This window comes from Pseudomonas tolaasii NCPPB 2192 (assembly GCF_002813445.1).
GTDB lineage: Bacteria > Pseudomonadota > Gammaproteobacteria > Pseudomonadales > Pseudomonadaceae > Aquipseudomonas > Aquipseudomonas tolaasii.
Window position 1 is genome coordinate 5,103,101 of sequence record NZ_PHHD01000001.1, and the last position, 25,163, is coordinate 5,128,263.

Genomic DNA, 25,163 nt, shown 5'->3' on the forward strand with positions numbered 1-25,163 from the left:
AGTCCCAACAAAGTTAGAAAAGGGTTACTGCAACGCCAAAGAGCGCTCGCCGGGTGCTACTTCGCGGCCCTTGGCGTAGGCACGCTGCACCGCCGGCCTTGCCTTGATGCGCTCGCGCCACGCGTGGATGTGCGGGTAGCTCGCCAGGTCCTGGCCTTGGCGTTGCGGCTGAATCCACGGAAAAATTGCGATGTCGGCCACCGAGTATTCACCCGCCACGTACGGCACCTCGGCCAGGCGTTGCTCCAGTACGCCGTACAGGCGCGTGGCTTCGGCGTTCAGCAGGTCAAGGGCAAACGGGATCGGCTCGGGCGCCTTCTCCTTGAATACCTGCAACTGGCTGAGATAGGGCGTGATATGCCCGACTTGCCAGAACAGCCATTCCTGCACCTTTTGCCGCTCCACGCTGCCAGCGGGCGGCAAAAACCGTCCGGCGCTGTCGGCCAGGAAGTTGAGAATCGCGCCGGACTCAAACAGGCTCAGTGGCGTGCCTGCGCGACGGTCAACAATCGCTGGAATCCGCCCGTTGGCGCTGATGCGCTGGAACTCGGCCTGCTTCTGCTCGCCTTCGCGGATGTTCACCGGCAGCAGGCGGTATTCAAGGCCAAGCTCTTCCAGCAGGATGCCGACTTTCAAACCATTGCCCGTGGGCCAGTAATACAGATCAATCATAAAAACCCCTTGGACGAACACGGCTAAACCTGTGGGAGCTGGCTTGCCTGCGATAGCGGTGGTGACTGACACACCGCTATCGCAGGCAAGCCAGCTCCCACATTGGTCAGTGTTGTGTCAGGCGTAGGCCTTGATCGACGGCGCCATTTGCGAGGCGTTGTAGTTGAGGATGCGGCCGTCCGCTTCCACGCCGTACCGGCCGTTCAATGATTCCAGCGGCAAACCGTAGAGGTGAAAATGCAAGGTCGCCTGCTCCCCCTCAACCTTGATGCCATGCAGGTCTTCGCCCAGGAACGAGATCGACGTGCCTGGCTGCACAATCACTTCCTTCTCAAGGGTCAGGGTGGTGAAGCCCGGCTCGCGCCCTTCATCATTGCGCGCGTAGACGTAGTTGATTTCCTGCCCCTCGATGGCGCTGATGATTGCCCAGGTCTCGTGGTTGTGAGCGATGGTGCTTTTGCCCGGCAGCAACGAGTTGAGGTAGAGGGTCGGCGTGTCACCGTCGTCGTTCAGGCGATAACGAAACGCGGTGCTGCCCTGCCCCGGCACCGGCGCGGGGAATTCGTCGAAGTTGAACAGGTCGCGGCGCTCGGCCAGGGTTTCCAGCAGGCCGACGATTTCCACCAGGGCCGCACGGTCTACGCCACGCTGGTTAATGACGCGGATCTGCTGCAGGAATGCCTCGATCACGTCGGCACGGTTTTCGGTACTCATCACGCATTTCCTCTTATCAGACAGACAGGCTGTAACGGCTCAAATTGGTCAACAGGTACGGATCGTGGGCGATGGGGCCACGGCGCCCGGTGTCGCCCAGGGCATGGCGCAGGAACGTCTGGGTGCGTTCGCTGACCGGGTTCTGGAAAATCTGCGCGGCGCTGCCATGCTCGACAATCACGGCGTTTTCGGTGAAATACACCACGTCGCTGATCTCTTCGGCGAAGCGCATTTCGTGGGTGACCAGCACGCAGGTCATGCCCTCTTCGGTCAGCTCGCGAATCACCGTCAGCACTTCGCCGACGGTTTCCGGGTCCAGCGCCGAGGTCACTTCGTCAAACAGGATCAGTTCCGGGCGCATCGCCAGGGCACGGGCAATCGCCACGCGCTGTTGCTGGCCGCCGGAGAGCTGGCCGGGGTAAGCGTCGGCCTTGTGTTCCATGCGCACTTTGGCCAGCAGCGCCCGCGCGTCTTTCTCGGCGTCGGCGCGGTTGCGCCCCAGTACCTTGCGCGGGGCAATCACCAGGTTTTCCAGCACCGACAAATGCGGGAACAGGTTGTACTGCTGAAACACAAACCCGACACGCTTGCGCAACTCGATACGCTGGGCTTCCTGGGCCAGGCCCTCGACCTGGGTGTGCCCCACGCGAATGCTGCCGCGTTGGGGCTGCAACAACCCGGTGATGCAACGCAGGATGGTGGATTTGCCCGAGCCCGACGGGCCGATGATCGACACCGCCTGGCCTTTGAGCACATCGAGGTCGATGCCCTTGAGCACCGGGTTGGCGCCGAACGACAGGTGCACATCCCGCAGGCTCACCAGGGGTTCAATAGAAGGCATAACGGCGCTCCAGGTGTTGGGTCAGGCGAGAAATCGGGTAGCAATAGGCGAAGAACAGCACCAGCAGGCTCAGGTAAATCACCACGGTGAAACCGGTCATGTTCACCGTGTTGCTGGCGATCTGCGCGGTGTCGATCACGTCGTGCACGCCCACCAGCGAGGCCAGCGCGGTGCCCATGGTCACCACCGCGTAGAGGTTCATCCACGGCGGCAACATGCGTTTGAAGCACTGCGGCAGGATGATCGAACGGAACAGCTGGCCACGGGTGAAGGCCAGCGAGCGTGCGGCTTCCCACTGCGTGCTCGGGATCGAACCGATGGCGCCCCGAAAAATTTCCGCCACGTTGGCGCTGGCCGGCAAGGCCAGACCGAGGGTGACTTTCACCCAGTCAGGAAACGACACGTAGCTGCTGCCAATATGAATTTCGAACGGGAACACGTAGGTGGTGAAGTAAATCAGCACCAACCATGGCGCGTTACGAAACACCTGCACCCACAGCCGCGCGACAAACCCGAGCGGCGACAACGCCAGCGCGCCGATCAACAGGCCCAGCACCGAGCCGATGGCAATCGCCAACAGGCTGATCAGGATGTTCTGGCCAAAACCGGCCACCAGCGCCGGTGACCATTGCAGCAACGCCGACAGCACCGGGAATGAATCAATGGCCATAGCCGGGCATCCTCAGGCGCGCTTCCAGCCAGCGCCCCACGCAATTGACGATAAAACTCAGCAGGCCGAAAAAACTCAGGATCAGAATCATCAGTTCCAGCACGTTGTCGCTCTGGGTCCAGATCATGATCGCCGCGTAGGTGATGTCGCCCACGGCGATGGCCGAAGCCACGGCGGTCATTTTCACCAGGTCGATCAGGTTGTTGATCAGCGACGGCAAGGCGAAACGCAGCGCCAACGGCAACTGCACATTCCACAATAATTGGCGGTTGCTGAAGGCCAGGGAACTGGCGGCTTCCAGAGTCACGGCGGGCACCGCTTCAATGCCGGCGCGCAAGGCTTCGGCGTGGAACGCGCCCTTGTGCAGGGAGATCACGATCACCACCCAGGCAAACGGCGTCAGCGGGTTGGCCGCGCCGACCGCCTGGGTGAGCAGCATGTTCAGCACCAGAAACGCGCAGTACAACTGCACCAGGGTTGGCGTGTTGCGCGTGACCTCGACGAACACCCGCGCAGGCTTGGCCAGCCACGGGTTGCCCGAGGTGAGCATCGCCGCCAGGGAAATACCCGCGACCAGGCTGCCGATGATGGTGAACAGGCACAGCAGGCCGGTGGTCAGCGCGCCCTGCACCAGCGTGCCGCGCTGGTAGGCGTCCAGCAGGAAGGTGTAGTTCAGGCCGATGCCGGCAGCCCAATGGACAAACCACTCCATCATTGCAGGTTTCCACAGGCGGTCGCGATGCGCCGCCCGGCCTCGGCCACACTCTCGGTCGCAGTCGCAATGGACAGCCGGAACCACGGCGACAGGCCATAAGCGCTGCCCGCCACTCCGGCCACGCCCTCTTCCAGCAACCAGGCGACCACATCTTCATCGTTCTTGATGCGAACGCCATCCGGGCGATGGCGCCCCAGCAAACCCGCGCAGCGCACAAAAACGAAGAAGCCGCCCTGGGGTTCGAGCACCTCCAGACCTTCAACGCTTTGCAGGGTTTTGACCAGAATGTCCCGGCGCAACTGATAGGCCGTAACCTGCTCTGCGAGGAAACCCAGCCCGCCGGTATACGCTGCCAATGCCGCCGCCTGCCCCACCGAAGAAGCACCCGACGTCGATTGCGATTGCACCACGGCCATGGCGTCGGTGAGGTTTTTCGGCCCGGCGCCAAAGCCGATGCGCCAGCCGGTCATGGCATAGGTCTTGGACACGCCGCCCACCAACAGGCTGCGGTCGAGCAAATCCGGCGCCACATTCAGCAGGCTTTGTGGCGGGCGCCCGTCGAAACGGATGTGTTCGTACAGCTCGTCCAGCAGGACCAGCACCTGAGGGTGGCGGCGCAACACGTCCGCCAGCTCGCGCAATTCGGCCTCGCTGTACACCGCGCCGCTCGGGTTACCCGGACCATTGAGAATCAGCCAGCGCGTGCGCTCGGTGATGTGTTGCTCCAACTGGGCGGGCAGCAACTTGCAGCCCTGCTCCAGCTCGCACTCGATGAACACCGGCGTACCGCCATTGAAGCGCACGCTGTCGGGAAATGACGGCCAGTACGGCGTCGGCACCAGCACCTCATCGCCGTCATCCAGCGTAGCGGCAAAGGCATTGAAGATGATCTGTTTGGCGCCGTTGGCGATCACGATGGACGACAGCGGATAGTCCAGACGATTTTCCTCGGCCAGCTTGCGCTGCACCGCCAGGCGCAGCGCCTTGACGCCCGGCGTGGGCGTGTACTTGGTCGCACCGGCCGCGATGGCGGCATAGGCCGCCTGCTTGATGTGCTCCGGCGTGTCGAAGTCCGGCTCGCCGGTGGTGAGGTCGAGAATATCGCGGCCGGCGTCACGCAATTCAGTGGCTCGGGACTTGGCCGCCGCGTTGGCCGACAGCGACACGCGCTGCACGCGTTGGGACAGGCGGACGGTCATGGCTGCACCTCAAGGACTTTGCCGGGGTTGAGCAAGTTGTGGGGGTCAAGCGCCTGCTTGATGCGGCGCATCAGGTCCAGCTCAACCGGGCTTTTGTAGCGGCTGAGCATGCCGACCTTGCGTTGGCCGATGCCGTGTTCGGCGCTGATGGAACCACCGTGGGCGTGGGCGCTGTCGTGTACCAGGGCGCTCAATTCGGCGTAATGGGCCATGTGTGCCTCCACCGTGGAATCCAGCGGATGGGCCACGTTGTAATGCAGGTTGCCGTCGCCCAGATGGCCAAAGGTGAAGTTGCGCACGCCGGGAAAATGCTGCTGCAACAGCGCGTCGGTATGCGCAACGAACGCCACCACCTGGGAAATCGGCACCGAGATATCGTGTTTCATGTTGCGCCCGGCACGTTTCTGCGCCTCGCTCATGTTCTCGCGCAGCAGCCACAGGGCCTCGCTTTGCGCCAGGCTTTCGGCAATCAGCGCGTCACTGATCAGCTGTTTTTCGAAGGCATCGCCCAGCACCTGTTCGAAGGCCTCGCGGGCGTGGCTTTCGCTGCTGTTGTCAGAGAGTTCGATCAAGGCAAACCACGGCTGGCTGGCGGTTTTAAACGGCTGCGGGCCTTGCGGGAATTGGTCGCGCAGCAAGGCCAGGCAATCAGCCGTGAGCAATTCAAACGCGGTGAGGCTTGCGCCAAAACCGGCGCGGGCATGGGACAGGAACGCCACGGCCTGGGCCAGTTCATCAAAGGCCAGCAACGCGGTGGCCTGGGCCTTGGGCAGCGGAAACAGTTTCAGCGTCGCCGCCGTGATGATGCCCAACGTGCCTTCGCTGCCGATGTACAAATCCCGCAGGTCGTAGCCGGTATTGTCTTTGCGCAAGCCGCGCAGGCCGTGCCAGATCTCACCTTCGGCAGTCACCACTTCAAGGCCCAGCGTCAATTCGCGGGTGTTGCCGTAACGCAGCACGCCGGTGCCGCCGGCATTGGTGCCGAGGTTGCCGCCCAGGGTGCAACTGCCTTCGGCGCCCAGGCTCAGGGGAAACAGGCGGTCGGCGTTGCGGGCCACCTCCTGCACGGTTTGCAGGATGCAACCGGCTTCCACCGTCAGTGTGTCGTTGTCGGTATCGACATGACGCACGCGGTTCATGCGGTCGAGCAGCAGCAACACGGAACGCCCGCTGGCGTCCGGCGTGGCACCGGCCATCAGCCCGGTATTGCCGCCCTGTACCACGATCGGCGCTTTCCAGGCCACACAGGTACGCACCACCGCCGCCACTTCTTCGGTAGTGGCCGGGTGCACCGCTGCGATCACATTGCCGGTGTAGCGGCCTTGCTTATCAGTCAGGTAGTGCGCCGCCTCTTCACTCGTTTGCACATGGCCCGCGCCGAGCAGTTTTTGCAGGGTGGCAAAAAGCGTTTCACTCATGGCTGTAGTGCTCGTGCAGATCACGCAGGGCCTGGGACGGCGCCATGCCGGTGCGCTCGCCAAGGGCAATCAGGAAGCCGCTTTTGTGCCATTCGCGCACGATGGCATCGAGTTTGGCCTGGGTGTCGTGTTCGCCCTTGCGAATCCAGATCACCGATTTGGACGGGATCAGGTCGCCCGGCAGCGGGATTTCATAGCCTTGCCATTCGGCATCGCTGAGCAACGCGTGCATGGTCGGGCTGACGTGCACCGCCGCCACGCAACCATTGCCACGCAGCGACAGCAGCGACTCGGACTGGCTGCGGAACGCCTTGATCTGCGCGCCGTAGGTTTCCTGCAGCGGCTTGATGAAGTTGCTGCCCTGGGACACGCACACCGGTTTGTCTTTCAAGTCGGCCCATTGCTTGATGCCTGCACCCTTGCGAATCAGCGCGGCGCCGCCGACTTCTTCATACGGCGTGGGCACGTAATCAAGGATCTCGGCACGCTCTTCGGTGAACTGCATATTGGCGATCAGGATGTCGACCTTGCCCTGTTGCAGGAACTGCACGCGGTTGGGCGCCAGCACCGACACGGTTTTGGTCTCCACACCCAGCGCCTGGCCGATACCTTTGGCCAGCTCGACGTTGTAGCCCAGGTGTTCGCCGGTCTTGGGGTCGAGGGTGCCGAACGGCGGGCCGCTGAGGATCACGCCGACGCTGATGGCGTGGCGCTGCTGGATTTTATCGAGGGTGGCGTCGGCGTTGGCGAAGCCGGCACACAGGGCCAAGCCGAGTGCGGTGAAGGTTTTCAGGTTCATGCTCAGGCGCCCTTGAACTGTTGCTGCAATTCCACCAACGCAGGCGATGCCGGGCTGATGCGGTTACGGGTCTGGGCCTCGATCAGCCAGCCGCTGCGGTGCAGCTCCTTGACGATCGGGTCGAGCTTGGCCTGGGTGTCGCTTTCGCCGCGACGGGTCCAGATCACCGACGGCGCCGGGTTGAGTTCCGGGCTGATGGCGCGGTAATCCTTCCATTCGGCGCTGTCGTTGATCAGCGGGTTGATCAGGGTGGAGTCATGCACGGCGGCGACGCAATTGTTGCCGCGCAGGGCCAACAGCGATTCGGAGGAGCTTTTGAACGCTTTGATCTGCGCGCCGAGGTCGGTCAGCGGCTTCACATAGCTGCTGCCTTGGGAGGTGCACACCGGCTGGCCCTTGAGGTCTTCCCAGCGGGTGATCGTGCTGTCTTTGAGCACCGCTGCGGTGCCGCCGATACGATAGAAAGGCGTCGGTACAAAACCCAGGATTTCACCGCGCTCGGCAGTCCATTCCATGTTGGCGATCAACAGGTCGACTTTGCCCTGCTGCAGGAACTGCACACGATTGGCCGGCAAGACCGGCACCAACTGCACCTCGGCCTTGAGCTGACGCCCGAGTTCGTTGGCCAGGTCGACGTTCAAGCCTTTGGGTTTCTGGGTGGCCGGGTCAATGCTGCCGAACGGGCCGCCGGACAACAGCACACCGACCACCAGCACATGGCGTTGCTCGATTTTGTCCAGCGTGGCATCGGCGTGCGCGGCCACAGTGGCGCCCAACGCGATCATCGACCCCAGGGCCACCGGCAACCATTTCTTGAACATCATTGGACTTCCCCCTGGCTAATGATCGGCGTACCCCGACCTGATGGTGGGGCATGCTAGGGAGAGTGCCGGGGCAACGGAAATGCAAATATCTCATATCGTTATAACTTGCCGTGTATTGGCAACCTTGCCTTTTGGAATATCCTCGAATTTATTGACGCCTGTTAAAAATCGCTTCAAGAACACATCAGAATCTGTAATGTTTAACTTCACACCGCTGATGTAAAACGCCTCAGGAAATGGCCATGACGACCCTTGATCTGGAACTGCTACGCACCTTCATTGCCGTGGTCGACCACCACAGTTTCGCCGGCGCCGGTACGCACCTGGCGCGCACCCAGTCGTCCGTTACCCAGCATATGCAGCGGCTGGAGCAGCAGGTGGGTGTGAGCCTGTTTGAAAAGCGCGGCCGCCAGAAACAGCTGACCGAGCCGGGCTTGCAGTTGCTGCGCCATGCGCGGCAGATGCTGTCGCTGAATGACGATGCGTTGAATTCCCTGCGTGAAAGCAGCTTGAGCGGGGTGTTGCGGATCGGCTCACCGCACGATATTGCCGACACGATTTTGCCGCCGATTCTCAGCCACATTGCGCGTTCGGCGCCGCGTCTACGGCTGGAGATTGATGTGGGGCGCAGTCCGTTTTTGATGGATGACCTGCATCGCGGCAAGGTAGATATGGTGATTTCCACGAGGTCTGATCCGAACCTTGAAGGCTTTGCGTTGCGCACGTCGCCGGTGTGGTGGATTTGTTCGGCGCAGTACATTCACCAGCCGAGCGAGCCGTTGCCGCTGATATTGGTGGATGAGCCGAGTATTTACCGGCGGTATGCGCTGGAGGCGTTGGAGCGAGCGAATATCCCCTGGCGGCAGGCTTATCTGGCGTCGAATTTGATCGGGATTAAAGCCGCGACTCGCGCGGGGTTGGGGGTGACGCCACGCAGCATGGAAATGCTCGGGCCGGATATGCGGGTGTTGGGGGAGACTGATGGGCTGCCTCGGATGCCGGAGGTCACGTATTACCTCTGGATACGGCCGAATACGGCTAATCCGATTGCGCGCAAGGCTTATGACTTGATTCGGGGGAGCCAGGGGTTGTGAGGCAGGTTATCCCACAGATAAGCAATGCCGTACTTGATCAAAAATGAGGGAGCGGACTTGCCCGCGATGGCATCAGCTGGGTGTACCTGATGTACCGAGTTGGCAGCATCGCAGGCAAGCCAGCTCCCACAGAAAAGCAGAGCCGGGCGCGATCAAAAAATGTGGGAGCGGGCTTGCCCGCGATGAGGGTGTGTCAGCCAATACATTTTGCCGCTGATACACCGCTATCGTGGGCAAGTCGTTACCGCAGCAACGGATATACACCCCAAAACAGCCCCGCGCAAAATCAGCGCAATCGCCACCGCCTCAGCCGCCGTAGCCACATTCGTAAATCCCATCAACAGCCCTTCGCCCTGCCCTGGCTCGACCGTCCAGCCCGACAACGCCTGAACCGCCAGCCCGGCGCCCATGGCGGCGTCAGCCACCACCCGATCAGGCACGTCCACCAACAGCCGCGCCAGTAAATTAATCCCGCCCGCTTGCTCATCCACCCGCAAAAGCTGCGCGCAATGCTCGCGCAGCGCGTCCACCAACAGCCCCCTGCGCAGCGCATATAACTGGCGCATCTTCTTCAAATGCCGGGTGAAATGCCCCTGTTCCAGAAAGTCCGCCGCGGTCAGTTGCAACAACTGCGCACTGCGCTGCTGTAACGCCAAAGCCCCTCGCTCAAACGCCTCCAATAACGCCGCAGGCACCACCAGATAGCCCAGGCGCAACCCCGGAAACAGCATCTTGCTGAAGCTCCCGGCATAGATCACCCGGTCATCGAGGTCCTGACTTTTGAGCGCGGCGAGCGGCTGGCCGCGGTAGCGGAACTCGCTGTCGTAATCATCCTCGACCACCCAACTGCCTTGCTCCCGCGCCCAGTCCAGCAACGCCAGGCGCCGCGCCGGGCTCAACGCTACGCCCAGCGGGCTCTGATGCGCCGGGGTCACGATGGCCAGGCGCGCATTCCGTTCACGTTGCCTGCCCTCGTCGACCTGCAGGCCGTCAGCGTCCACCGGTACCGGCACCAGTTTCACGCCCTGATGGCTCAGCAGCTGCCGCGCATGCAGATACCCCGGGTCTTCAAACCAGCAACGCTGCCCGGTCATCTGCAGTGCCTCACACAGCAGGGTCAGGCTGCCGGCATAACCGGAACACACAAAGACTTGCTGCGGCGAGCACTCCACGCCCCGGTACAGCGCCAGGTAGTTGGCAATCGCCACGCGCAAAGGCAGGGCACCGCGCGCGTCGCCCATGGCCAGGCTGTCGGCGTCGGTGCGGCGCACTTGCCGAGTCACCAGCCGCGCCCACAGTTTTCGCGGAAAGGCATCAAGTGCCGGCAAGCCCATTTGCAGCGGCCTGGGCCCTTTTGAAGCGGGCGCCGCCACCGGCAGCGGCTTGACCGTCACCTGGGGCGCCGAGCCGGCAATCACGGTTCCGGCCTGCCCGCGCGCTTCGAAAAAACCCTCGCTGACCAGCAACTGATACGCCGCTTCCACCGTCCCGCGCGCCACCTTGAGCTCCAGCGCCAGGCCGCGCACGGACGGCACGCGATCTCCCGGCCCCAGTTGGCCCTGATCAATGGCCTGGCGAAAGCGTCGGTAGATTTCCTGGTATTTGGGCAGTGATGACATCGCAGACGGGCTCGACGGAAGAACAATGCGAAGTCTGATCATGTCCCAACCTGCTTGTCCAATCATGCCCCTGTTGACCGCCCCGCCCGCCGCCGAAAATGGCCCATCCCTTCACGAACACGAGGATGCTCCATGAAACACCGTCTCGATTACGCCCAGGCCGCGCCGGCCGGTTACAAAGCCCTGGGTTCGGTGCACAGCTACATCCACGGCTGCGGTCTGGAAAAAGAGTTGATCGATCTGGTTTACCTGCGCGTCTCGCAACTCAACGGCTGTGCCTATTGCCTGGACGCTCATTCGCGCGACTTGCTCAAGCAGGGCGTGAGCCTGGAAAAAATCATGCTGCTGGCCGCCTGGCGGGAGGGTTTGCCGCTGTACACACCGCGTGAACAGGCAGCGCTGGCATGGGCCGAAGTGGTGACACTCGTCGCCGAAACCGAAGTGCCGGACGCCGACTACGCCGCCGTGGCAGCGATCTTCAGCGACAAGGAAGTCGCCGACCTGACCTTGGCCGTCGCGCTGATGAACGCCTTGAACCGCGTCGCCATCAGCTTTCGCAAAGTACCCGCCGCGATCAAGGCCCACCTGGAGAACCTCAACCATGAATGAGTCTGTCGAGTTCGTGCACATGGGCACCGAGGCCGATTGCATTGCCAGCTTCGCGGTGATGCAGCAACTGCGCCCGCACCTCAAAGACGCGACGGGTTTTGCCGAGCAAGTTCAACGCCAGCGCCAGAACGGTTACCGCCTGCTGGCCGCCCGCGAACACGGCAAGGTCATCGGCCTGGCGGGCTACCGGCTGACTGAAAACACGCTCTACGGCCGCTTCATCTATGTGGATGACCTGGTGGTGGACGCGTCGTTGCAACGCCGGCGCCTGGGCGAGCAATTGCTCGACCGGGTGCGCGAAGAAACCCGCGCCCTGGGCTATCGCTGGCTGGTGCTCGACACCGGCATGCACATGGCCCTGGCCCAGCGGTTCTATTTCCGCCAGGGGCTGTTGCCGTTGGGCATGCACTTTTCCCAGGACTTGAGCCAATGACCCGCGCCCTGCTTTTAAGCTTCAGCCCCCACGGCAAGGCTGCACAGACGTTCAAACTGGCCCGCGCCTTGCTCAAGGACCTGGTGCCGGACGCCGAAGTCACCGAGCGTGACTACGGCGGCCAGGCGCTGCCGCCACTGACCCGCGAATACGCCAATGCCCTGACCACACCGGGCGGCCTCAGCGGCTGCGCGACGCAATTGTCCGAGCGATTGATCGTGGAGCTGGAGGCCTGCGACCTGCTGATCCTCTGTACGCCGGTACACAATTTCACCGTCCCGGCGGCGCTCAAGGGCTGGATCGACCATGTGGTGCGCATCCAACGCAGCTTCACCGTCACGTCACAGTTTGAAAAAGTCGGCCTGCTCGACGACCGGCGTACGTTTGTTCTGGTGAGTTCCGGCAACTCGCGCAAGGGCCATGAACCGGACTTTTTGACGCCTTACCTGACCGCCATCCTGTCTACCGTGGGCATCCACACCGTGGATTTTGTTTACCTGGGCGCCATGGTGCGCGGTGAAGAAGCCGTCAACCGCTCGCTGGAACGGGCACATCGGCAACTGTCGGCGGCAATCAGCACTGGCCTATAAAATTAATGGCGCTAGAATCGGCGCCATTCTTTGCCCGCCTCCCTGATACGAGCCCCCCATGAGCTTTGATTTCGACACGATCCACCCACGCCTCGGCACCGGCAGCACCAAGTGGAACCGTTACCCGCAAGACGTTTTGCCGATGTGGATCGCCGACATGGACATCGCCGCGCCACCCGCTGTGCTCGCGGCCCTGCACGCGCGGCTTGATCAGCAGGTCCTGGGCTACAGCGTGGCGGGCCCGGATGTACGCGAGGCCATCGTGGCCGACCTGTGGGCCAAGTACGCCTGGCGCGTGCAGCCTGAAGAGCTGTTGTTTTTGCCTGGCGTAGAACCCGGTTTCAATATGGCCCTGCATGCTTTTGTAAAACCCGGCCAGACGGTGGTGCTGCAAACCCCCAACTACCGCCCGATCCGCCTGGCGCCAGGCCACTGGAACCTGCCGCGCATCGAAGTGCCGTTTGGGCTGATCAACGGTGAATTCGTCACGCCAATGCCTGCGATGCGCCAGGCACTGAGCGGTGCCGGCGCGCTGCTGCTGAGCAACCCGCACAACCCGGTGGGCAAAGTGTTCCCGCGTGAAGAGCTGCTGGCCGTCGCCAACGCCTGCCTGGAAAACGGCGCGCTGATCATCAGCGACGAAATCCACGCCGAGCTGTGCTTCGACGGCCGCCGCCACATTCCTACCGCCAGCCTCAGCCCCGAAATCGCCCAACGCACCATCACCCTGATGTCGGCCAGCAAGGCCTACAACGTGGCCGGTTTGAAAACCTGCTTTGCCGTGGTGCAGAACGCCGAGGTTCGCGAGCGCTTCAACAATGCCCGCTGCGGCATGGTCGACAGCGTCAGCCCGCTGGGTCTGGAAGCTACCCGTGCGGCCTACAGCCAATGCAGCGACTGGCTCGACGCGCTGGTGCAGTACCTGCAAGCCAACCGCGACTACCTGCACAACGCCGTGCAAACCCGCCTGCCTGGCGTTGTGATGCACGTGCCCCAGGGCACCTACCTGGCCTGGCTGGACTGCAGCGCTCTGGGCCTGGCCGACCCGCAGCAGTTTTTCCTGGAACAGGCCAAGGTCGGCTTGAGCGCCGGCATCGAGTTCGGGGATGACAGCCAGCAATTTGTACGCCTGAACTTCGGCTGCCCACGGGCAATGCTCGAAGAAGGCCTGCAACGCATGGAGCGTGCGTTGCATCACCGTTAACCGTCAATTCACAACTTTTCGCAACGTGTGCCGAACCCCTGCTGTTAGTGTTTTCGCCGAATAGTCCCACCGGAAACAGCAGGAGTTCCACGGCATGTCGACCCAGCCGCTTGATCGCTCGTCCGAGCCTAAAAGCCTACCCCGCACGCCGACCACGTCGAGCGCGGAATTCCATGTGCTGCTTAACAAGAGCGCCCATAAAAAGGCCGAAACCCAGGACAAAAAGCCCTCCGGGCTGGAAGCCAGCAAAAAGGACGGCTATGAACTCGCCGGCAAGGACGCCACACCTCCCCCTGCATTGTCCGACTACAAAGCCATCGGCCCGCCCGATGAAGTCGGCCCGGGGCTGATCCGCTACGAAACCCGGGATGGCAAAAAAGTCATCGTCAGCGAACATGACAGCCCGGACCTGTTCAAGCAGGTCAGCGAAGACTTCAAGTCACTGGGCGGCGTGAATGCCAGCCAGAACGCCGGCTACCAATACCTGGGCGCCGACGGCAAGGCCCCCGACAGCCTCGCGGACTATAAGGCGCTCGGCCCGCCGGACGAAACCGGCCCCGGCGTGATCCGCTATGAAACCCAGGACGGCACCAAGGTCGTCATCAGCCAGCGCGACAACCCCGAGGCCTTCGAGAAAGCCAAGGAAGCCTATGAAAGCTTCACCGGCCTTTCCAGCAGTGAAGCGGCCGGTTACCGGCGCGCCACCGACAACGAAGTGTGGCCACCCTACGGCGGCACGACGGTGGGCCCCGTGGATGAAGTCGGCCCCGGTTTGATTCGTTATGAAAGCAATGGCGAGAAAGTCGTGGTGGCCCGCGACGACAACCCCAAGCTGTTTGACTACCTCGCAGGCCTGAATACGGTCTACACCGATCCGGGCAAAAAGGCCGTTATCGAAGGCGAACTGAACAACGGCGCAACCCTGGCCGATGCCAATACCCCCGTGCCCGGCCTGAATGACTACAAAAACTTCAGCTGGAACAATGACCAGAAAGACAACATCCTCACTTACGAGCTGCAGGACGGCACCAAGGTCGTCGTGTCCTCGGACATCAGCCCCGAACTGTTCAAGAGTGTCGCCACCGCCAACGACACCTGGGCCAAAATCCACACCAGTGAAGACGCCGGCTACAAACTCGCAGGCCCCAATGACTTCCTGAAAAACACCGACATCACCTTTGGCTCGCCCGATGAACTGGGTGACGGCCTGATCCGCTATGAAACCAGCGAAGGCAAAGTGATTGTCTCCAAGGAGCTCAGCCCGCAGCTCTACGACGATGTGAAGGCCAAGTGGGATGCCTTCAGTGCCGCCGGGGTCGACGACACGCGCGCCAAGCACAACCTGCCGCCTGCCGGCGACCTGGATGTGCTGAACATGGACACCGGCGTGCACGCGGATGACAAGGACGACAAATCGCCGACCCTGACCGTCAGCGAATTGGCCACCACCCAACTGATCGATACTTATCGCGCCGGCGTCAAGGACGGCTCGATTCCCAAGGACGATCCGCGCGCCAAGCTGGTGCGTGCCCTGGAAGCCCAGGCCGCCTACCAGAATGGCCACGGCATTACCGGTTACGAGGAAGCCCGGCGCCCGTTCAACACCACCTGGCGTGAATCCGACAGCAAGCAGACCGAGCTGACGTCGGCCGACATGCACGACATCATCGACGGCAAGGCGGTGCAGCAACAGATCGGCGAGCTGTTCCAGGACCCGACCGTGCAGGCCGACTACAAGGCGAAGATGGACGACGCCATCAACAAGCTGCCGAACAAGGACGAGATCAAGCAAAAGCTGCTGGACCTGACTTCCAACCCGGATTACGTGCTGTACCTCAAGGACCTGCAAGACCAGGGCAAGACCTCCGAGGCGCAAAAAGACCTCAGCGACACCCTCACCTCGCTGTCGCTGTTCGACCCGGACGCCGCGACCAAGGCGGCGCAGAATATCCAGGCCGACGGCTTGACCACCGACCTCAACGCGATTCTCTCGGACCCGAGCAAAATCTCCGACGAGAACAAGGAGCTGGCCACCAAAGACCTGTTCGGCCTGCTCAAGGGCGTGCTCAAAGGCACCCTGCTCGACCTGCCGCGCCGCTCCCAGGAAACCCTGGAAAAATTCCTCAACGAGGGCCTGCAAGGCAAGGAAAAATCCGCCGCCGTGACCAAGGCCCTGGAAGAACTGGGCAATGTGTACAAGAGCAACGGCGTGATCACCGAAGCCGACCTCAAAACCGCGTTGAGCAAACCCTACATTCCAGTCGCCGACCGCGGCATGCTCGGCGAGGTGTTCCACACCCTCAACAGCAAGGGTATTCTCGGCTCGCTCGGCGCCGGTGTAACCATGTTCTCGGCGATTTACCAACTGGTGGGCAAAGGCGGAAAGCTGGGTGAAACCCCGGCGCAGCGCATGACCATCGCCAAGGATTTCATGAGCTTTGCCGGCGGCTCCAGCCACTTTGTGCGCCTGGGCGACAAGATCGGCGAGAGCCTGGGCAAAGGCGGCCTGGTGGACTTCCTCGGCCTGGACAAAAGCTTGCCCGAGATTTGGGGCAAGGAAGGCGCGGCCGGCAAAACCCTTGACTTCAGCAAGGCAGGCGATATCGACCCGAAGATCGGCAAGGAAATTTCGTCGGCCCTCGACGCGGTGCCCGACAGCCAATACGACGGCATCTCGAATCTGTTCGGCGACAGCGACAAAGCCGTCACCGAAGCCACCGACGGCCTGGCCACGCACCTGGATGACGGCCTGGCGGCCGCCGGCGCGGCCAAGCTGGGTGCATCGAAATCGGCAAAAATTGCCGGCTCGGTGATCAAGGTATTGGGCCCGGCCACGGACATCGCCGGCGGGTTTGCCGACATCGTACTCGGTGCGCTGGCGATCAAAAGCGGCGTGGCGAGCAAAGACCCGCTGGCGCAAGCGGCCGGCGGCCTGCAGGTGGCGGGCGGCGCGTTCGGTGCGTCGGCCGGGGTGCTGGGTGCGGCTGCGCTGTTTGGTGCAGGCACGGCGGCGGCATTGACCGGGCCACTGTTCCTGGTGGGTGCGGTGCTGGCGGTGGTCGGCGGGATTATCGGGTTCTTCGTCGATCACAACAAAAAGCAGAAGGCCACGAACGCGGAAAACGACTGGTACCGCGACCTGGCGGGCGATGGCTTGCTGCAAAGTGACTGGGCGGAAAAGGTCGAGTACGCCCACTACGAGATCCACCATTACCACGGCCGCGATACACCCACCGATGACAGCCTGTTCCGCTTCCAGCAATCGGAATGGCAGCACTTCGAGGAAACGCCTGGCAAAGGCGGCTCATCGAGCAACCGGCTGGATGGGTCCTTGCACAAATCCTACAAAGACCCGGACGCCCCGCCGCCGAACCTGCCAAGCGATGCACCACCGGACAAACCACAGCCGCATCAACCGGGAGGCAGCGGGCCGAGAATCAACTGATGGCCTGAAAGCTTCACACAAATCCATGGGGGAGCTGGCTTGCCTGCGAAGACGGCGGCACTGCCAACAAAGATGCCGCCAGACCCATCGCCATCGCAGCCTCGCTAAAGCTCGACAGCTCCCACAGGAGACCGCGTCCATCCTTTGAAATGCAGCCAGCTCCCGCATTGAATCAGCGTCGCCTTCGCGCATTGCGCCCGACAGCCCTGCGGTAGATGCCGGTCAGGCATTTCACAGCTACAATGCGCGCCTCAACCGTGACAAGCCTGACTAAAAAAACTATGTCCTTGCCCAAGCATCACCTGGAATTGCTCAGCCCTGCCCGCGATGTGGCCATTGCGCGCGAGGCTATCCTGCATGGCGCCGACGCCATCTACATCGGTGGCCCAAGCTTCGGCGCCCGCCATAACGCCTGTAACGAAGTGAGCGATATCGCTCAGTTGGTGGAATTCGCGCGCCGTTACCACGCCCGTGTGTTCACCACCATCAACACCATCCTGCATGACAACGAACTGGAACCCGCGCGCAAGCTGATCCACCAGCTTTACGACGCCGGCGTCGATGCGTTGATCGTGCAAGACCTGGGCGTGATGGAGCTGGATATTCCACCCATCGAGCTGCACGCCAGTACCCAGACCGACATTCGTACCCTGGCCCGTGCCAAGTTCCTCGACCAGGCCGGTTTCTCGCAGTTGGTGTTGGCCCGCGAGCTGAACCTGCAGGAAATTCGTGCGATTGCCGACGAAACCGAGGCCGCCATCGAGTTCTTCATCCACGGCGCCCTGTGCGTGGCTTTCTCGGGGCAGTGCAACATTTCCCACGCGCAAAATGGCCGCAGCGCCAACCGTGGCGACTGCTCCCAGGCGTGCCGCCTGCCGTACACCCTGAAAGACGACCAGGGCCGCGTCGTGGCGTTTGAAAAGCACCTGTTGTCGATGAAAGACAACAACCAGAGCGCCAACATCCGCGCGCTGGTCGAAGCCGGTGTGCGTTCATTCAAGATCGAAGGTCGCTACAAGGACATGGGCTATGTGAAAAACATCACCGCCTACTACCGCCAGCGCCTCGACGACGTGCTCGAAGACCGCCCGGACCTTGCCCGTGCCTCCAGCGGCCGTACCGCGCATTTCTTCCTGCCCGATCCGGAAAAAACCTTCCACCGCGGCAGCACCGACTATTTCGTCACCGATCGCAAGATCGACATCGGCGCCTTCGACACCCCGACCTTCACCGGCCTGCCGGTGGGTGTGGTGGAGAAAACCGGCAAGCGCGACTTGCTGGTGGTCACCCATGAGCCGCTGTCCAACGGCGACGGCCTGAATGTGCTGGTCAAACGCGAAGTCGTGGGTTTCCGCGCCAACATCGCCGAGCCCAAGGGCGAGTTCGAAGAAGACGGCGAGAAGCGCTACCGCTACCGTGTCGAGCCGAATGAAATGCCGGCCGGCCTGTACCAACTGCGCCCGAACCATGCACTGAACCGTAACCTGGACCATAACTGGCAACAGGCACTGCTCAAGACCTCGTCCGAGCGTCGTATCGGTTTGTCCTGGGCGGCACGCCTGCGCGAAGACCAACTGGAAGTCACCGCCACCAGCGAAGAAGGCATCAGCGCCAGCGTCACCCTGCCCGGCCCGTTCGGCGTGGCCAACAAGCCGGAACAGGCGCTGGAAACCCTGCGCGACCTGCTCGGCCAGCTCGGCACCACCGAATACCATGCCATCGATATTCAGCTGGACGCGCCGCAAGCGTTCTTCATTCCCAACTCGCAGCTCAAGGCCTTGCGCCGCGAAGTGATTGAAGCGCTGACGGCCGCCCGTGTGGCCGCGCACCCGCGTGGCGGACGCAAAGCCGAGACCACGCCACCGCCGGTGTACCCGGAAGCGCACCTGTCGTTCCTGGCCAACGTCTACAACCAGAAGGCCCGCGACTTCTACCACCGCCACGGCGTGAAGCTGATTGATGCAGCCTTCGAAGCCCACGAAGAAACCGGCGAAGTGCCGGTGATGATCACCAAGCACTGCCTGCGCTTCTCGTTCAACCTGTGCCCCAAACAGGCCAAGGGTGTCACGGGCGTGAAGACCAAAGTGGCGCCGATGCAGTTGATCCACGGCGACGAAGTGCTGACCCTGAAGTTCGACTGCAAACCCTGCGAAATGCACGTGGTCGGCAAGATCAAGGGCCACATCCTTGGCCTGCCGCAACCGGGCAGCGTGGTGGGCTATATCAGCCCGGATGACCTGCTCAAGACCATCCCGCGCGCACCGCACTGAGCCCTTGCCGTTTGCGCACCGAGAGGCACCACAGCGGAAACGGCAACGTCACCAGCAGCAGCAACCAGAGCAAGGCGTAGACACTGTCTACGCCTTCGTTTTGCAGATTGACGAACAACTTCACCGGTATGCCCTGCGGAAAGTAGGCAAACACCATCACAATCCCGAATTCGCCGATCACCCGCACCCACACGATCGCCAGCGCACTGGCCAGGGCGCGCCGGGTGACGGGCAATGTCACACGCAAAAACACCTGCACCGGCGAGCAGCCCAGGCCTCGAGCGGCATCCTCGACCGAGCGCGGCACCGACTCGAACGCCGTGCGCGCACACAAGATGTAATAGGCCAAACCGCCATAAAGCTGCGCGAGCACAAACGCCGGCCAATTGTTGTTCAGAGTAACGCCCAAATGACCGAGCGCTTCGCCCAAGGTGGCGTAAGGCCCGTAGGCGGTAACCAGCAAAATCCCCATCGCCAGCGGTGGTGTCAGTAAGGACACCAGCAACAGCGCCTCCACTGCCCGGCGCCAGGCTGAACGGCTGCGCGCCAGCCACAAGGCCGGCGGCGTGCCAAGCAACACGATCAACACCGTCGACACACTGCTCAACCCCAACGACACCCCGACTGCCGCGCCGTCGCCATAGGCCAGGTGCAAATGCGCCCAGGACGTGGCGCCTATCAGCGCCGCAAAGGGAATCGCCAACAACACCGTGGCGGGCACGCCCAGCCAGAGCGCTCGACTCAAAGCGCCCCGCCTTTGGGCTGGCCGTAACCATTGGCTTCAAACAACTTCTGGCCGTCGGCCGACTGCAGGAACTTCACGAAATCCTCGGCCTGTTGTGGATGCGCAGCGTTTTTCAGCACCACGGCGTAGAACACCAGCGGCTGGGGTTTGAGGGTTTGTGGCTGGCCGTTTTTGTCCGGCAGTTGCAGGTCGACAGTGTCGTACCAAGCCTTCGCGAAGGTCGGGTTGCTCAAGTTGATTTCATCGGGGAGCGCAACGTAAGGCAGATTCGCAGAAATCGTGGCGCTCTCGTAGCCAGAGGCTGCGTCGATTTGCCCGGCTTGCAGGCGCGTCAGCAAACCACCTTCGCCGAAGACCTGCTGCGGGTTTTGCACGTCACCGAGGATATGCCGAGCCAGGCCCGGTTGTTGGTAGTACTTCTCTGCGAGTTTCATCGTGAAGACGATGTTTTGCCCTTGAGGGTCAGTGCCCGCATCCGTGCGGCCAAACCTCAGGCCGGGCGTTTGCAGCACCTGCCACCAGGTGCCGTTGGCCAGTTGCGGTGCGAAGCTGCTTTTAGGGTTGTAGGCGATGACCATCCGCGTGCTGGCCACCGGAATCGCATGGTCGGCCAAGCCAGCCTTTTGCAGAATCTCGATCGGCCCCGGCGTGATCGACACAAACACATCGGCCTGCAACTTCTTTGACGCCAACAGGCGCGCCAGCCCGTAGGCACCCTCGCCCTGCCCCTGATACGTGACCTTTTCACGCTCGGCAAACGCGGGGCCCAGCGCCTTGTCCATCACCACGCCCATAGAGCCGGCGTAGGTCACATGAACCTGCCCTTCGGCATGGGCCGCAATCGCGGCGCTCAACAGCAGGCTACCGAGTAGCCACCCCTTGGTTTTGCTCAGCATCGGCTCGCTCGCTATAACAATTAATATATAGCGGCGAATAGTAACGAAGCGGCCAGCGGCGCTTCATGAAACCTGTTGCAGCGGTGCCTTCGCGCGCCACCACCAGCCGCGCTGCAAACCGGCTGCGGCCAGCAAAATCGCCGCCACGCCCAGCCATTGCAGCCAGCCGAGGCGATGGCCGAAGGCAAACCAGTCAACGAAGATGGCGGCAATGGGGTAGATAAATGACAGCGCCCCGGTAATGGCCGTCGGCAATTTCTGGATCGCGCCGTACAGCAATACGTACATCAAACCGGTATGCACCACGCCTAACGTGGCCAGCGCAGCCCAGGCATTCGTCGAGCCGGGCAGGCTGCCCCAAGGCACCAGGGGCGCCAGTAACACCGCGCCGGTCGACACCTGGATCAGCGCCATCAGGTGCGGCGGCACGGCCTTCAAACGCTTGATGATCAGCGCGGCAATCGCATACAAAAACGCCGCGCCCAACGCCAGCGCAATCCCCGCCAGGTAATCGCTGCCACCGCTCTGCTCTTCACCATGGGCCGTCACGATAGCCAGCATGCCGAGGAATGCCACGCTCAACCAGGCCATTTTCTGCAGGGTGATTTTTTCACCCAGAAACACCGCCGCCAGCAGCACCAGCATGAACGGCTGCACGTTGTACACCGCCGTGCTGATGGCGATTGAGGCGTGGGAATAGGATTCAAACAGCAACAGCCAGTTACCGACAATGGCTACACCGCTGAGCATGGCCAGGCCGAATGTGGCCCAGGTCAGCAGTTCCAGGCGCAGGTAACCGAGCAAGGCACACACCAGCAACAGTGCCAGCCCGCCGATGACGCAACGCCAGAACACCACTTCGATCACCGACACGCCGGACACCAGCACGAACCAGCCGATGGTGCCCGAAATCAGCATGGCGGCGACCATTTCCCACGAACCGCGACGAATTGATGTGTCCACGATGAAGGCTCCTCAAATGAGGCCCAATTATGGCAATCTGCAGCACACCGGCTCCAGCGGCTAAAAAAGGCAAAACCCGATTATTTCCTTTTCTAATTAGGCAAACGCCATGATTGACACCATCGACCAGCAACTGATCGCGGCCTTGATGGACGACTCGCGCCTATCCCTCAAAGCGCTGGCGGCTATCTCCGGGCTGTCTTCGCCCAGTGTGGGCGAACGCCTGCGTCGCCTTGAAGAACGCGGCGTGCTGACCCATTACACCGTCGACATCGACCCCAAACATTTCGGTTACCTGTTGCAGGCCATCGTGCGTATCCGGCCCTTGCCCGGCAAATTGCAGGAAGTGGAACGCCAGATTCAGGCAATTCCCGAGTTCACCGAGTGCGACAAGGTCACCGGCGATGACTGCTTTATCGCGCGGTTGCACGTGCGCACCATGGAACAGCTGGATACCCTGCTCGACCGTCTGAATGTTTACGCCGAAACCAACACCGCCATCGTCAAGAAAACCCCGGTGAAACGACGCCTGCCACCGCTGGCTGATTAGTGACTTGAAGTCATCCATTCAGTGACGTAATCGCTATTCTGTCATCGCTGGGCGAACTTTATGCTGGGCTCCACTCATTGGAACCCACAGGTGTAAAGCGCATGTATGTCATTACCGGGATAACAGGCAAAGTCGGTGGCGCGCTGGCGCGAAACCTCATCAAGGCGGGCCAGCCGGTTCGCGCGGTAATTCGCGACGCCGCCAAGGCTGCTTACTGGGCCGACCAGGGCTGTGAAGTGGTGTTTGCGCAGATGGACGATGCCCACGCACTCACTGAAGCCTTCAAGGGCGCCACCGGCGTGTTCATCCTGCCGCCGCCAGGGTTTGATCCCGGGCCCGGTTTCCCCGAAGCCCGCGCGGTAATCGCCGCCGTCAGCCAGGCACTCAAGGCCGCAGAGCCGAAAAAGGTGCTGTGCCTTTCCACCATCGGCGCCCAGGCCGAACACCTCAACCTGCTCACCCAGCGCACCTTGATGGAACAGGCATTGATCGCCCTGGACCTGCCGGTGACGTTCCTGCGCCCCGGCTGGTTCATGGAAAATGCGCTGTACGACGTGATCGCCGCCCGTGAAACCGGCGTGATCAACAGCTTCCTGCAACCGCTGGACAAGGCCGTGCCGATGATCGCCACGTCCGACATCGGCGTGCTCGCCGCGCAATTGATCCAGCAGGATTGGGCAGGCTGGCGCGTGGTCGAACTGGAAGGCCAATGGGTCAGCCCGAACGATATCGCTCACGCCCTGGCGCAGATCCTTGGCCGCGACGTACGCGCCCAAGCCGTGCCCCGCGACACCTGGGAAACCTTGCTACGGGGCCAGGGCGCGCAAAACCCGATGCCACGCATGCGCATGGTCGATGGGTTCAATGAAGGCTGGATTTGTTTTGAGCATGAACACGTGATCAAGGGCACCACGCCGTTGATCACCGTACTGCGTGACCTGGCAAACCAAACGGCGGGAGAACAGCACCGATGAACATGCCTGAATTGGGTTTCGGCACCTTCCGCATGCCGGGCGATGACTGCCGCGCCGTGGTCGAAAGCGCGCTGGCGCTGGGCTATCGGCATATCGACACCGCCGCGATGTACGACAACGAGGCCGCCGTCGGCCAGGCCATCAAGCACTCGGGCATTCCCCGTGATGAGGTCTTCCTGACCACCAAGGTGTGGCACAACCAATTGGCGCCGTCGGCCTTGCTCAATGCGTTTGAAATGAGCCTCGACAAGCTGGCGGTGGATTACGTCGACCTGTACATGGTGCACTGGCCGACGCCCGAGATGGACCTGCCGGGCATGATGAATGCCCTGGTGAGCCTGCGCGACAGCGGCCGCGCCAAGGCCATCGGCGTGTGCAACTTTACGCTGCCGATGCTGCACCAGGCGATTGACGTGCTCGGTGCACCCATCGCCGCGGTGCAGGTGGAATATCACCCGTTCCTCGACCAGCGCCGGCTGCTTGATTACCTGCGTGGCAAAGGCATTCCCATGGTCGCCTACGCCCCCCTGGCCCAGGGCCGCGCTGCCACGGACCCGGTCTTGGCGCAGATTGGCGCCAGGCACAGCGCCACCGCCGCCCAGGTCGCCCTCGCCTGGCTGCGCCAACAAGGCGTGGTCGCGATCCCCAAGGCTCAGCGCCCGCAAAGCCAGCAAGCCAATCTGGATTCGCTGCGCGTCACGCTGGATGAACAAGACATGCACGCCATCGCCCAACTGCCCAAGGACCAGCGATACGTGCAACCGCCGTTTGCACCGCAGTGGGACGCTGCGTAAAAATGCCTGTCGCTGAGCGGGCCTCCGGCGGCGAGCGGGCTGGTCGAATCGCCGCAACGCCCGCTCACCACAGAAGCACTACATGGCGACGCTTCGCTGCCAGTACTCATAAAAAGCCTGGGACGCGACGTTCTTGTCCTTGGCTTCAATCATGATGTCGAAGCGGTCAAGAAACTGCAGCGCGTAATCGTTGGTCCAGCGGTTCCACATCTGCGCACTGTGAGCGTAGAGGTCGCGCTTGGAGACCACCTTCAGCAGCGCATCCATTTCCAGCTTGTGCTCGGCGTCAAACCCCAACGCCTGCAGGCTTTCCGGAGGCTGGGAGTAGTGCATCGTCGGGCGTACGCCGCGCCAGCTGTCGATCACCTGCGCGACCCGCGAAGCATGCGGGTCGATGTAGTCGTCTTCGTGGATCCAGCAATGGTGAATATCCAGCACCACCGGCGCCAGGTCGGCAACTTGCAGGCAGTGGTCGAGGCCGTAGGTTTTCTCGTCATTTTCAAAGGTGATGCAATTGCGTGCTGCCTCGGACAAGCGCGACCACACCGCGCGGGTTCCCTCCACGCCCAAACGCCCGGCGATGTGCACGTTGCATTTGAGGTCCTGAAAACGCCGGCCATAGCCCATCATGCGGATCATGTCAGCGTGGTATTCGAACTCGGCCACACTGTTTTCCACCACGCCGGGGTTGTCCGAGCCCAGCACGCAGTATTGGCCGGGGTGGAACGACAGGCGAATGTCCGAGGCCCGCGCCAGCTCGCCGATGGCGGCGAAACCTTCGATCAATTGCCGTTCGATGGCCGGGTCTTTGTACACATGCGCGACTTTCGGGTGGCTGTAGAACGGCAGCAAATCACTGCTTACGCGCAGCATGCGCAACGTCGGCGGCAGCGCGGCCACGTACGCCAGCAGGCGCAATTGCGCAGCCAGGTTGTGGGTCACGATTTCCACCAATTTGTCGCGGGCCATCTGTGGCGTCACGCTTTCCATCCAGCGCAGGGTGGTGGTGCGCGGGTTGAACGGGCCTTCGATCAGCTTCAAGGCATTGGCTGAAAGCTCACGCTCGGAATGCCGGTATTGGCAGACGAAGCCGATGCGGGGATGGGTCATGGGAAAGCCTGGCGG

Annotated in this window: 24 protein-coding genes; 10 read left to right on the forward strand and 14 right to left on the reverse strand. The window is 62.1% G+C overall.

The genetic code is table 11. The features are described 5' to 3' along the window. Positions 1-24 precede the first annotated feature (24 nt). The 9 genes from ATI14_RS23430 to ATI14_RS23470 all read right to left on the reverse strand — a co-directional run bounded on the left by ATI14_RS23430 (position 25) and on the right by ATI14_RS23470 (position 7,852). On the reverse strand, positions 25-672 hold the full coding sequence (locus ATI14_RS23430; RefSeq protein ID WP_016969409.1) for a glutathione S-transferase family protein: 648 nt from the start codon (positions 670-672) through the stop codon (positions 25-27). A gap of 117 nt (positions 673-789) precedes the next feature. After that, the gene (locus tag ATI14_RS23435; RefSeq protein WP_016969410.1) at positions 790-1,386 is read right to left on the reverse strand and encodes a cysteine dioxygenase family protein; all 597 of its coding nucleotides are present in this window, start codon (positions 1,384-1,386) and stop codon (positions 790-792) included. Positions 1,387-1,402: 16 nt separating this feature from the next. Continuing rightward, positions 1,403-2,227 (reverse strand): amino acid ABC transporter ATP-binding protein, encoded by an 825-nt coding sequence (locus ATI14_RS23440; protein ID WP_016969411.1) that lies wholly within the window; start codon positions 2,225-2,227, stop codon positions 1,403-1,405. Beyond that, positions 2,214-2,897, reverse strand: coding sequence for an amino acid ABC transporter permease (locus ATI14_RS23445; protein WP_080519814.1), 684 nt, complete (start codon positions 2,895-2,897; stop codon positions 2,214-2,216). The genes ATI14_RS23440 and ATI14_RS23445 overlap by 14 nt, the downstream gene beginning before the upstream one ends. Continuing rightward, positions 2,887-3,612 (reverse strand): amino acid ABC transporter permease, encoded by a 726-nt coding sequence (locus ATI14_RS23450; RefSeq protein WP_016969412.1) that lies wholly within the window; start codon positions 3,610-3,612, stop codon positions 2,887-2,889. The genes ATI14_RS23445 and ATI14_RS23450 overlap by 11 nt, the downstream gene beginning before the upstream one ends. Further along, positions 3,609-4,811 (reverse strand): aminotransferase class I/II-fold pyridoxal phosphate-dependent enzyme, encoded by a 1,203-nt coding sequence (locus tag ATI14_RS23455; protein ID WP_016969413.1) that lies wholly within the window; start codon positions 4,809-4,811, stop codon positions 3,609-3,611. The genes ATI14_RS23450 and ATI14_RS23455 overlap by 4 nt, the downstream gene beginning before the upstream one ends. Then, positions 4,808-6,229, reverse strand: a complete 1,422-nt coding sequence (locus tag ATI14_RS23460; protein WP_017254630.1) for an FAD-binding oxidoreductase — start codon at positions 6,227-6,229, stop codon at positions 4,808-4,810. Before ATI14_RS23460 ends, ATI14_RS23455 begins: the two co-directional genes overlap by 4 nt. Then, complete coding sequence (locus tag ATI14_RS23465; protein WP_016969415.1) at positions 6,222-7,028, reverse strand: transporter substrate-binding domain-containing protein; 807 nt, start codon at positions 7,026-7,028, stop codon at positions 6,222-6,224. Before ATI14_RS23465 ends, ATI14_RS23460 begins: the two co-directional genes overlap by 8 nt. 2 nt (positions 7,029-7,030) lie before the next feature. Beyond that, entirely contained in the window at positions 7,031-7,852 is an 822-nt protein-coding gene (locus tag ATI14_RS23470; protein ID WP_016969416.1) for a transporter substrate-binding domain-containing protein, read from the reverse strand. Between the two features lie 242 nt (positions 7,853-8,094). On the opposite strand from ATI14_RS23470, the gene ATI14_RS23475 reads away from it, so the two are divergent. Beyond that, on the forward strand, positions 8,095-8,946 hold the full coding sequence (locus ATI14_RS23475) for a LysR substrate-binding domain-containing protein (protein WP_016969417.1): 852 nt from the start codon (positions 8,095-8,097) through the stop codon (positions 8,944-8,946). Positions 8,947-9,170: 224 nt separating this feature from the next. Here ATI14_RS23475 and pdxR read toward each other — a convergent pair whose 3' ends face one another. After that, positions 9,171-10,565: a MocR-like pyridoxine biosynthesis transcription factor PdxR gene (gene pdxR, locus ATI14_RS23480; protein WP_016969418.1), complete on the reverse strand. Its 1,395-nt coding sequence runs from the start codon at positions 10,563-10,565 to the stop codon at positions 9,171-9,173. Positions 10,566-10,697: 132 nt separating this feature from the next. Here pdxR and ATI14_RS23485 point away from each other — a divergent pair, with 132 nt between their 5' ends. The 6 genes from ATI14_RS23485 to ATI14_RS23510 all read left to right on the forward strand — a co-directional run bounded on the left by ATI14_RS23485 (position 10,698) and on the right by ATI14_RS23510 (position 19,116). Further along, the gene (locus ATI14_RS23485; protein WP_080519815.1) at positions 10,698-11,174 is read left to right on the forward strand and encodes a carboxymuconolactone decarboxylase family protein; all 477 of its coding nucleotides are present in this window, start codon (positions 10,698-10,700) and stop codon (positions 11,172-11,174) included. Next, positions 11,167-11,607 (forward strand): GNAT family N-acetyltransferase, encoded by a 441-nt coding sequence (locus tag ATI14_RS23490; RefSeq protein WP_017256561.1) that lies wholly within the window; start codon positions 11,167-11,169, stop codon positions 11,605-11,607. The genes ATI14_RS23485 and ATI14_RS23490 overlap by 8 nt, the downstream gene beginning before the upstream one ends. Further along, positions 11,604-12,197, forward strand: coding sequence for an FMN-dependent NADH-azoreductase (locus ATI14_RS23495; protein WP_016969421.1), 594 nt, complete (start codon positions 11,604-11,606; stop codon positions 12,195-12,197). The genes ATI14_RS23490 and ATI14_RS23495 overlap by 4 nt, the downstream gene beginning before the upstream one ends. 58 nt (positions 12,198-12,255) lie before the next feature. Then, positions 12,256-13,401: a MalY/PatB family protein gene (locus ATI14_RS23500; protein ID WP_016969422.1), complete on the forward strand. Its 1,146-nt coding sequence runs from the start codon at positions 12,256-12,258 to the stop codon at positions 13,399-13,401. 94 nt (positions 13,402-13,495) lie between these two features. Then, entirely contained in the window at positions 13,496-16,846 is a 3,351-nt protein-coding gene (locus ATI14_RS23505; protein ID WP_017256227.1) for a hypothetical protein, read from the forward strand. Positions 16,847-17,127: 281 nt separating this feature from the next. Beyond that, positions 17,128-19,116 (forward strand): peptidase U32 family protein, encoded by a 1,989-nt coding sequence (locus ATI14_RS23510; RefSeq protein ID WP_016971550.1) that lies wholly within the window; start codon positions 17,128-17,130, stop codon positions 19,114-19,116. Here the strand turns inward: ATI14_RS23510 and ATI14_RS23515 are convergent. The 3 genes from ATI14_RS23515 to ATI14_RS23525 all read right to left on the reverse strand — a co-directional run bounded on the left by ATI14_RS23515 (position 19,088) and on the right by ATI14_RS23525 (position 21,720). Further along, complete coding sequence (locus ATI14_RS23515) at positions 19,088-19,861, reverse strand: molybdate ABC transporter permease subunit (RefSeq protein ID WP_016971549.1); 774 nt, start codon at positions 19,859-19,861, stop codon at positions 19,088-19,090. The two genes, ATI14_RS23510 and ATI14_RS23515, sit on opposite strands and share 29 nt — an antisense overlap. Then, on the reverse strand, positions 19,858-20,757 hold the full coding sequence (locus ATI14_RS23520; protein WP_080519816.1) for an extracellular solute-binding protein: 900 nt from the start codon (positions 20,755-20,757) through the stop codon (positions 19,858-19,860). The genes ATI14_RS23515 and ATI14_RS23520 overlap by 4 nt, the downstream gene beginning before the upstream one ends. 63 nt (positions 20,758-20,820) lie before the next feature. After that, complete coding sequence (locus ATI14_RS23525; RefSeq protein ID WP_016971546.1) at positions 20,821-21,720, reverse strand: DMT family transporter; 900 nt, start codon at positions 21,718-21,720, stop codon at positions 20,821-20,823. A 109-nt stretch (positions 21,721-21,829) separates the two neighbouring features. Here ATI14_RS23525 and ATI14_RS23530 point away from each other — a divergent pair, with 109 nt between their 5' ends. The 3 genes from ATI14_RS23530 to ATI14_RS23540 all read left to right on the forward strand — a co-directional run bounded on the left by ATI14_RS23530 (position 21,830) and on the right by ATI14_RS23540 (position 24,038). Then, on the forward strand, positions 21,830-22,270 hold the full coding sequence (locus tag ATI14_RS23530) for an Lrp/AsnC family transcriptional regulator (protein WP_016971545.1): 441 nt from the start codon (positions 21,830-21,832) through the stop codon (positions 22,268-22,270). Positions 22,271-22,371: 101 nt separating this feature from the next. After that, positions 22,372-23,244, forward strand: a complete 873-nt coding sequence (locus ATI14_RS23535) for an NmrA family NAD(P)-binding protein (protein WP_016971544.1) — start codon at positions 22,372-22,374, stop codon at positions 23,242-23,244. Beyond that, complete coding sequence (locus ATI14_RS23540) at positions 23,241-24,038, forward strand: aldo/keto reductase (protein ID WP_016971543.1); 798 nt, start codon at positions 23,241-23,243, stop codon at positions 24,036-24,038. The genes ATI14_RS23535 and ATI14_RS23540 overlap by 4 nt, the downstream gene beginning before the upstream one ends. A gap of 78 nt (positions 24,039-24,116) precedes the next feature. On the opposite strand, the gene ATI14_RS23545 is transcribed toward ATI14_RS23540, so the two are convergent. Next, the gene (locus tag ATI14_RS23545) at positions 24,117-25,148 is read right to left on the reverse strand and encodes an apurinic/apyrimidinic endonuclease family protein (protein ID WP_080519817.1); all 1,032 of its coding nucleotides are present in this window, start codon (positions 25,146-25,148) and stop codon (positions 24,117-24,119) included. Between the last annotated feature and the right edge of the window lie 15 nt (positions 25,149-25,163).

Excerpts from the sequence above, each read along its gene's own strand:
- ATI14_RS23470 (WP_016969416.1), bottom strand. The coding sequence starts at position 7,852 with ATGATGTTCAAGAAATGGTTGCCGGTGGCCCTGGGGTCGATGATCGCG.
- ATI14_RS23440 (WP_016969411.1), bottom strand. The coding sequence starts at position 2,227 with ATGCCTTCTATTGAACCCCTGGTGAGCCTGCGGGATGTGCACCTGTCG.
- ATI14_RS23500 (WP_016969422.1), top strand. The coding sequence starts at position 12,256 with ATGAGCTTTGATTTCGACACGATCCACCCACGCCTCGGCACCGGCAGC.
- ATI14_RS23505 (WP_017256227.1), top strand. The coding sequence starts at position 13,496 with ATGTCGACCCAGCCGCTTGATCGCTCGTCCGAGCCTAAAAGCCTACCC.
- ATI14_RS23520 (WP_080519816.1), bottom strand. The coding sequence starts at position 20,757 with ATGCTGAGCAAAACCAAGGGGTGGCTACTCGGTAGCCTGCTGTTGAGC.
- ATI14_RS23430 (WP_016969409.1), bottom strand. The coding sequence starts at position 672 with ATGATTGATCTGTATTACTGGCCCACGGGCAATGGTTTGAAAGTCGGC.
- ATI14_RS23490 (WP_017256561.1), top strand. The coding sequence starts at position 11,167 with ATGAATGAGTCTGTCGAGTTCGTGCACATGGGCACCGAGGCCGATTGC.
- ATI14_RS23450 (WP_016969412.1), bottom strand. The coding sequence starts at position 3,612 with ATGATGGAGTGGTTTGTCCATTGGGCTGCCGGCATCGGCCTGAACTAC.
- ATI14_RS23530 (WP_016971545.1), top strand. The coding sequence starts at position 21,830 with ATGATTGACACCATCGACCAGCAACTGATCGCGGCCTTGATGGACGAC.
- ATI14_RS23495 (WP_016969421.1), top strand. The coding sequence starts at position 11,604 with ATGACCCGCGCCCTGCTTTTAAGCTTCAGCCCCCACGGCAAGGCTGCA.
- ATI14_RS23540 (WP_016971543.1), top strand. The coding sequence starts at position 23,241 with ATGAACATGCCTGAATTGGGTTTCGGCACCTTCCGCATGCCGGGCGAT.
- ATI14_RS23465 (WP_016969415.1), bottom strand. The coding sequence starts at position 7,028 with ATGAACCTGAAAACCTTCACCGCACTCGGCTTGGCCCTGTGTGCCGGC.
- ATI14_RS23485 (WP_080519815.1), top strand. The coding sequence starts at position 10,698 with ATGAAACACCGTCTCGATTACGCCCAGGCCGCGCCGGCCGGTTACAAA.
- pdxR (WP_016969418.1), bottom strand. The coding sequence starts at position 10,565 with ATGTCATCACTGCCCAAATACCAGGAAATCTACCGACGCTTTCGCCAG.
- ATI14_RS23455 (WP_016969413.1), bottom strand. The coding sequence starts at position 4,811 with ATGACCGTCCGCCTGTCCCAACGCGTGCAGCGCGTGTCGCTGTCGGCC.
- ATI14_RS23535 (WP_016971544.1), top strand. The coding sequence starts at position 22,372 with ATGTATGTCATTACCGGGATAACAGGCAAAGTCGGTGGCGCGCTGGCG.
- ATI14_RS23460 (WP_017254630.1), bottom strand. The coding sequence starts at position 6,229 with ATGAGTGAAACGCTTTTTGCCACCCTGCAAAAACTGCTCGGCGCGGGC.
- ATI14_RS23475 (WP_016969417.1), top strand. The coding sequence starts at position 8,095 with ATGACGACCCTTGATCTGGAACTGCTACGCACCTTCATTGCCGTGGTC.
- ATI14_RS23510 (WP_016971550.1), top strand. The coding sequence starts at position 17,128 with ATGTCCTTGCCCAAGCATCACCTGGAATTGCTCAGCCCTGCCCGCGAT.
- ATI14_RS23435 (WP_016969410.1), bottom strand. The coding sequence starts at position 1,386 with ATGAGTACCGAAAACCGTGCCGACGTGATCGAGGCATTCCTGCAGCAG.
- ATI14_RS23545 (WP_080519817.1), bottom strand. The coding sequence starts at position 25,148 with ATGACCCATCCCCGCATCGGCTTCGTCTGCCAATACCGGCATTCCGAG.
- ATI14_RS23445 (WP_080519814.1), bottom strand. The coding sequence starts at position 2,897 with ATGGCCATTGATTCATTCCCGGTGCTGTCGGCGTTGCTGCAATGGTCA.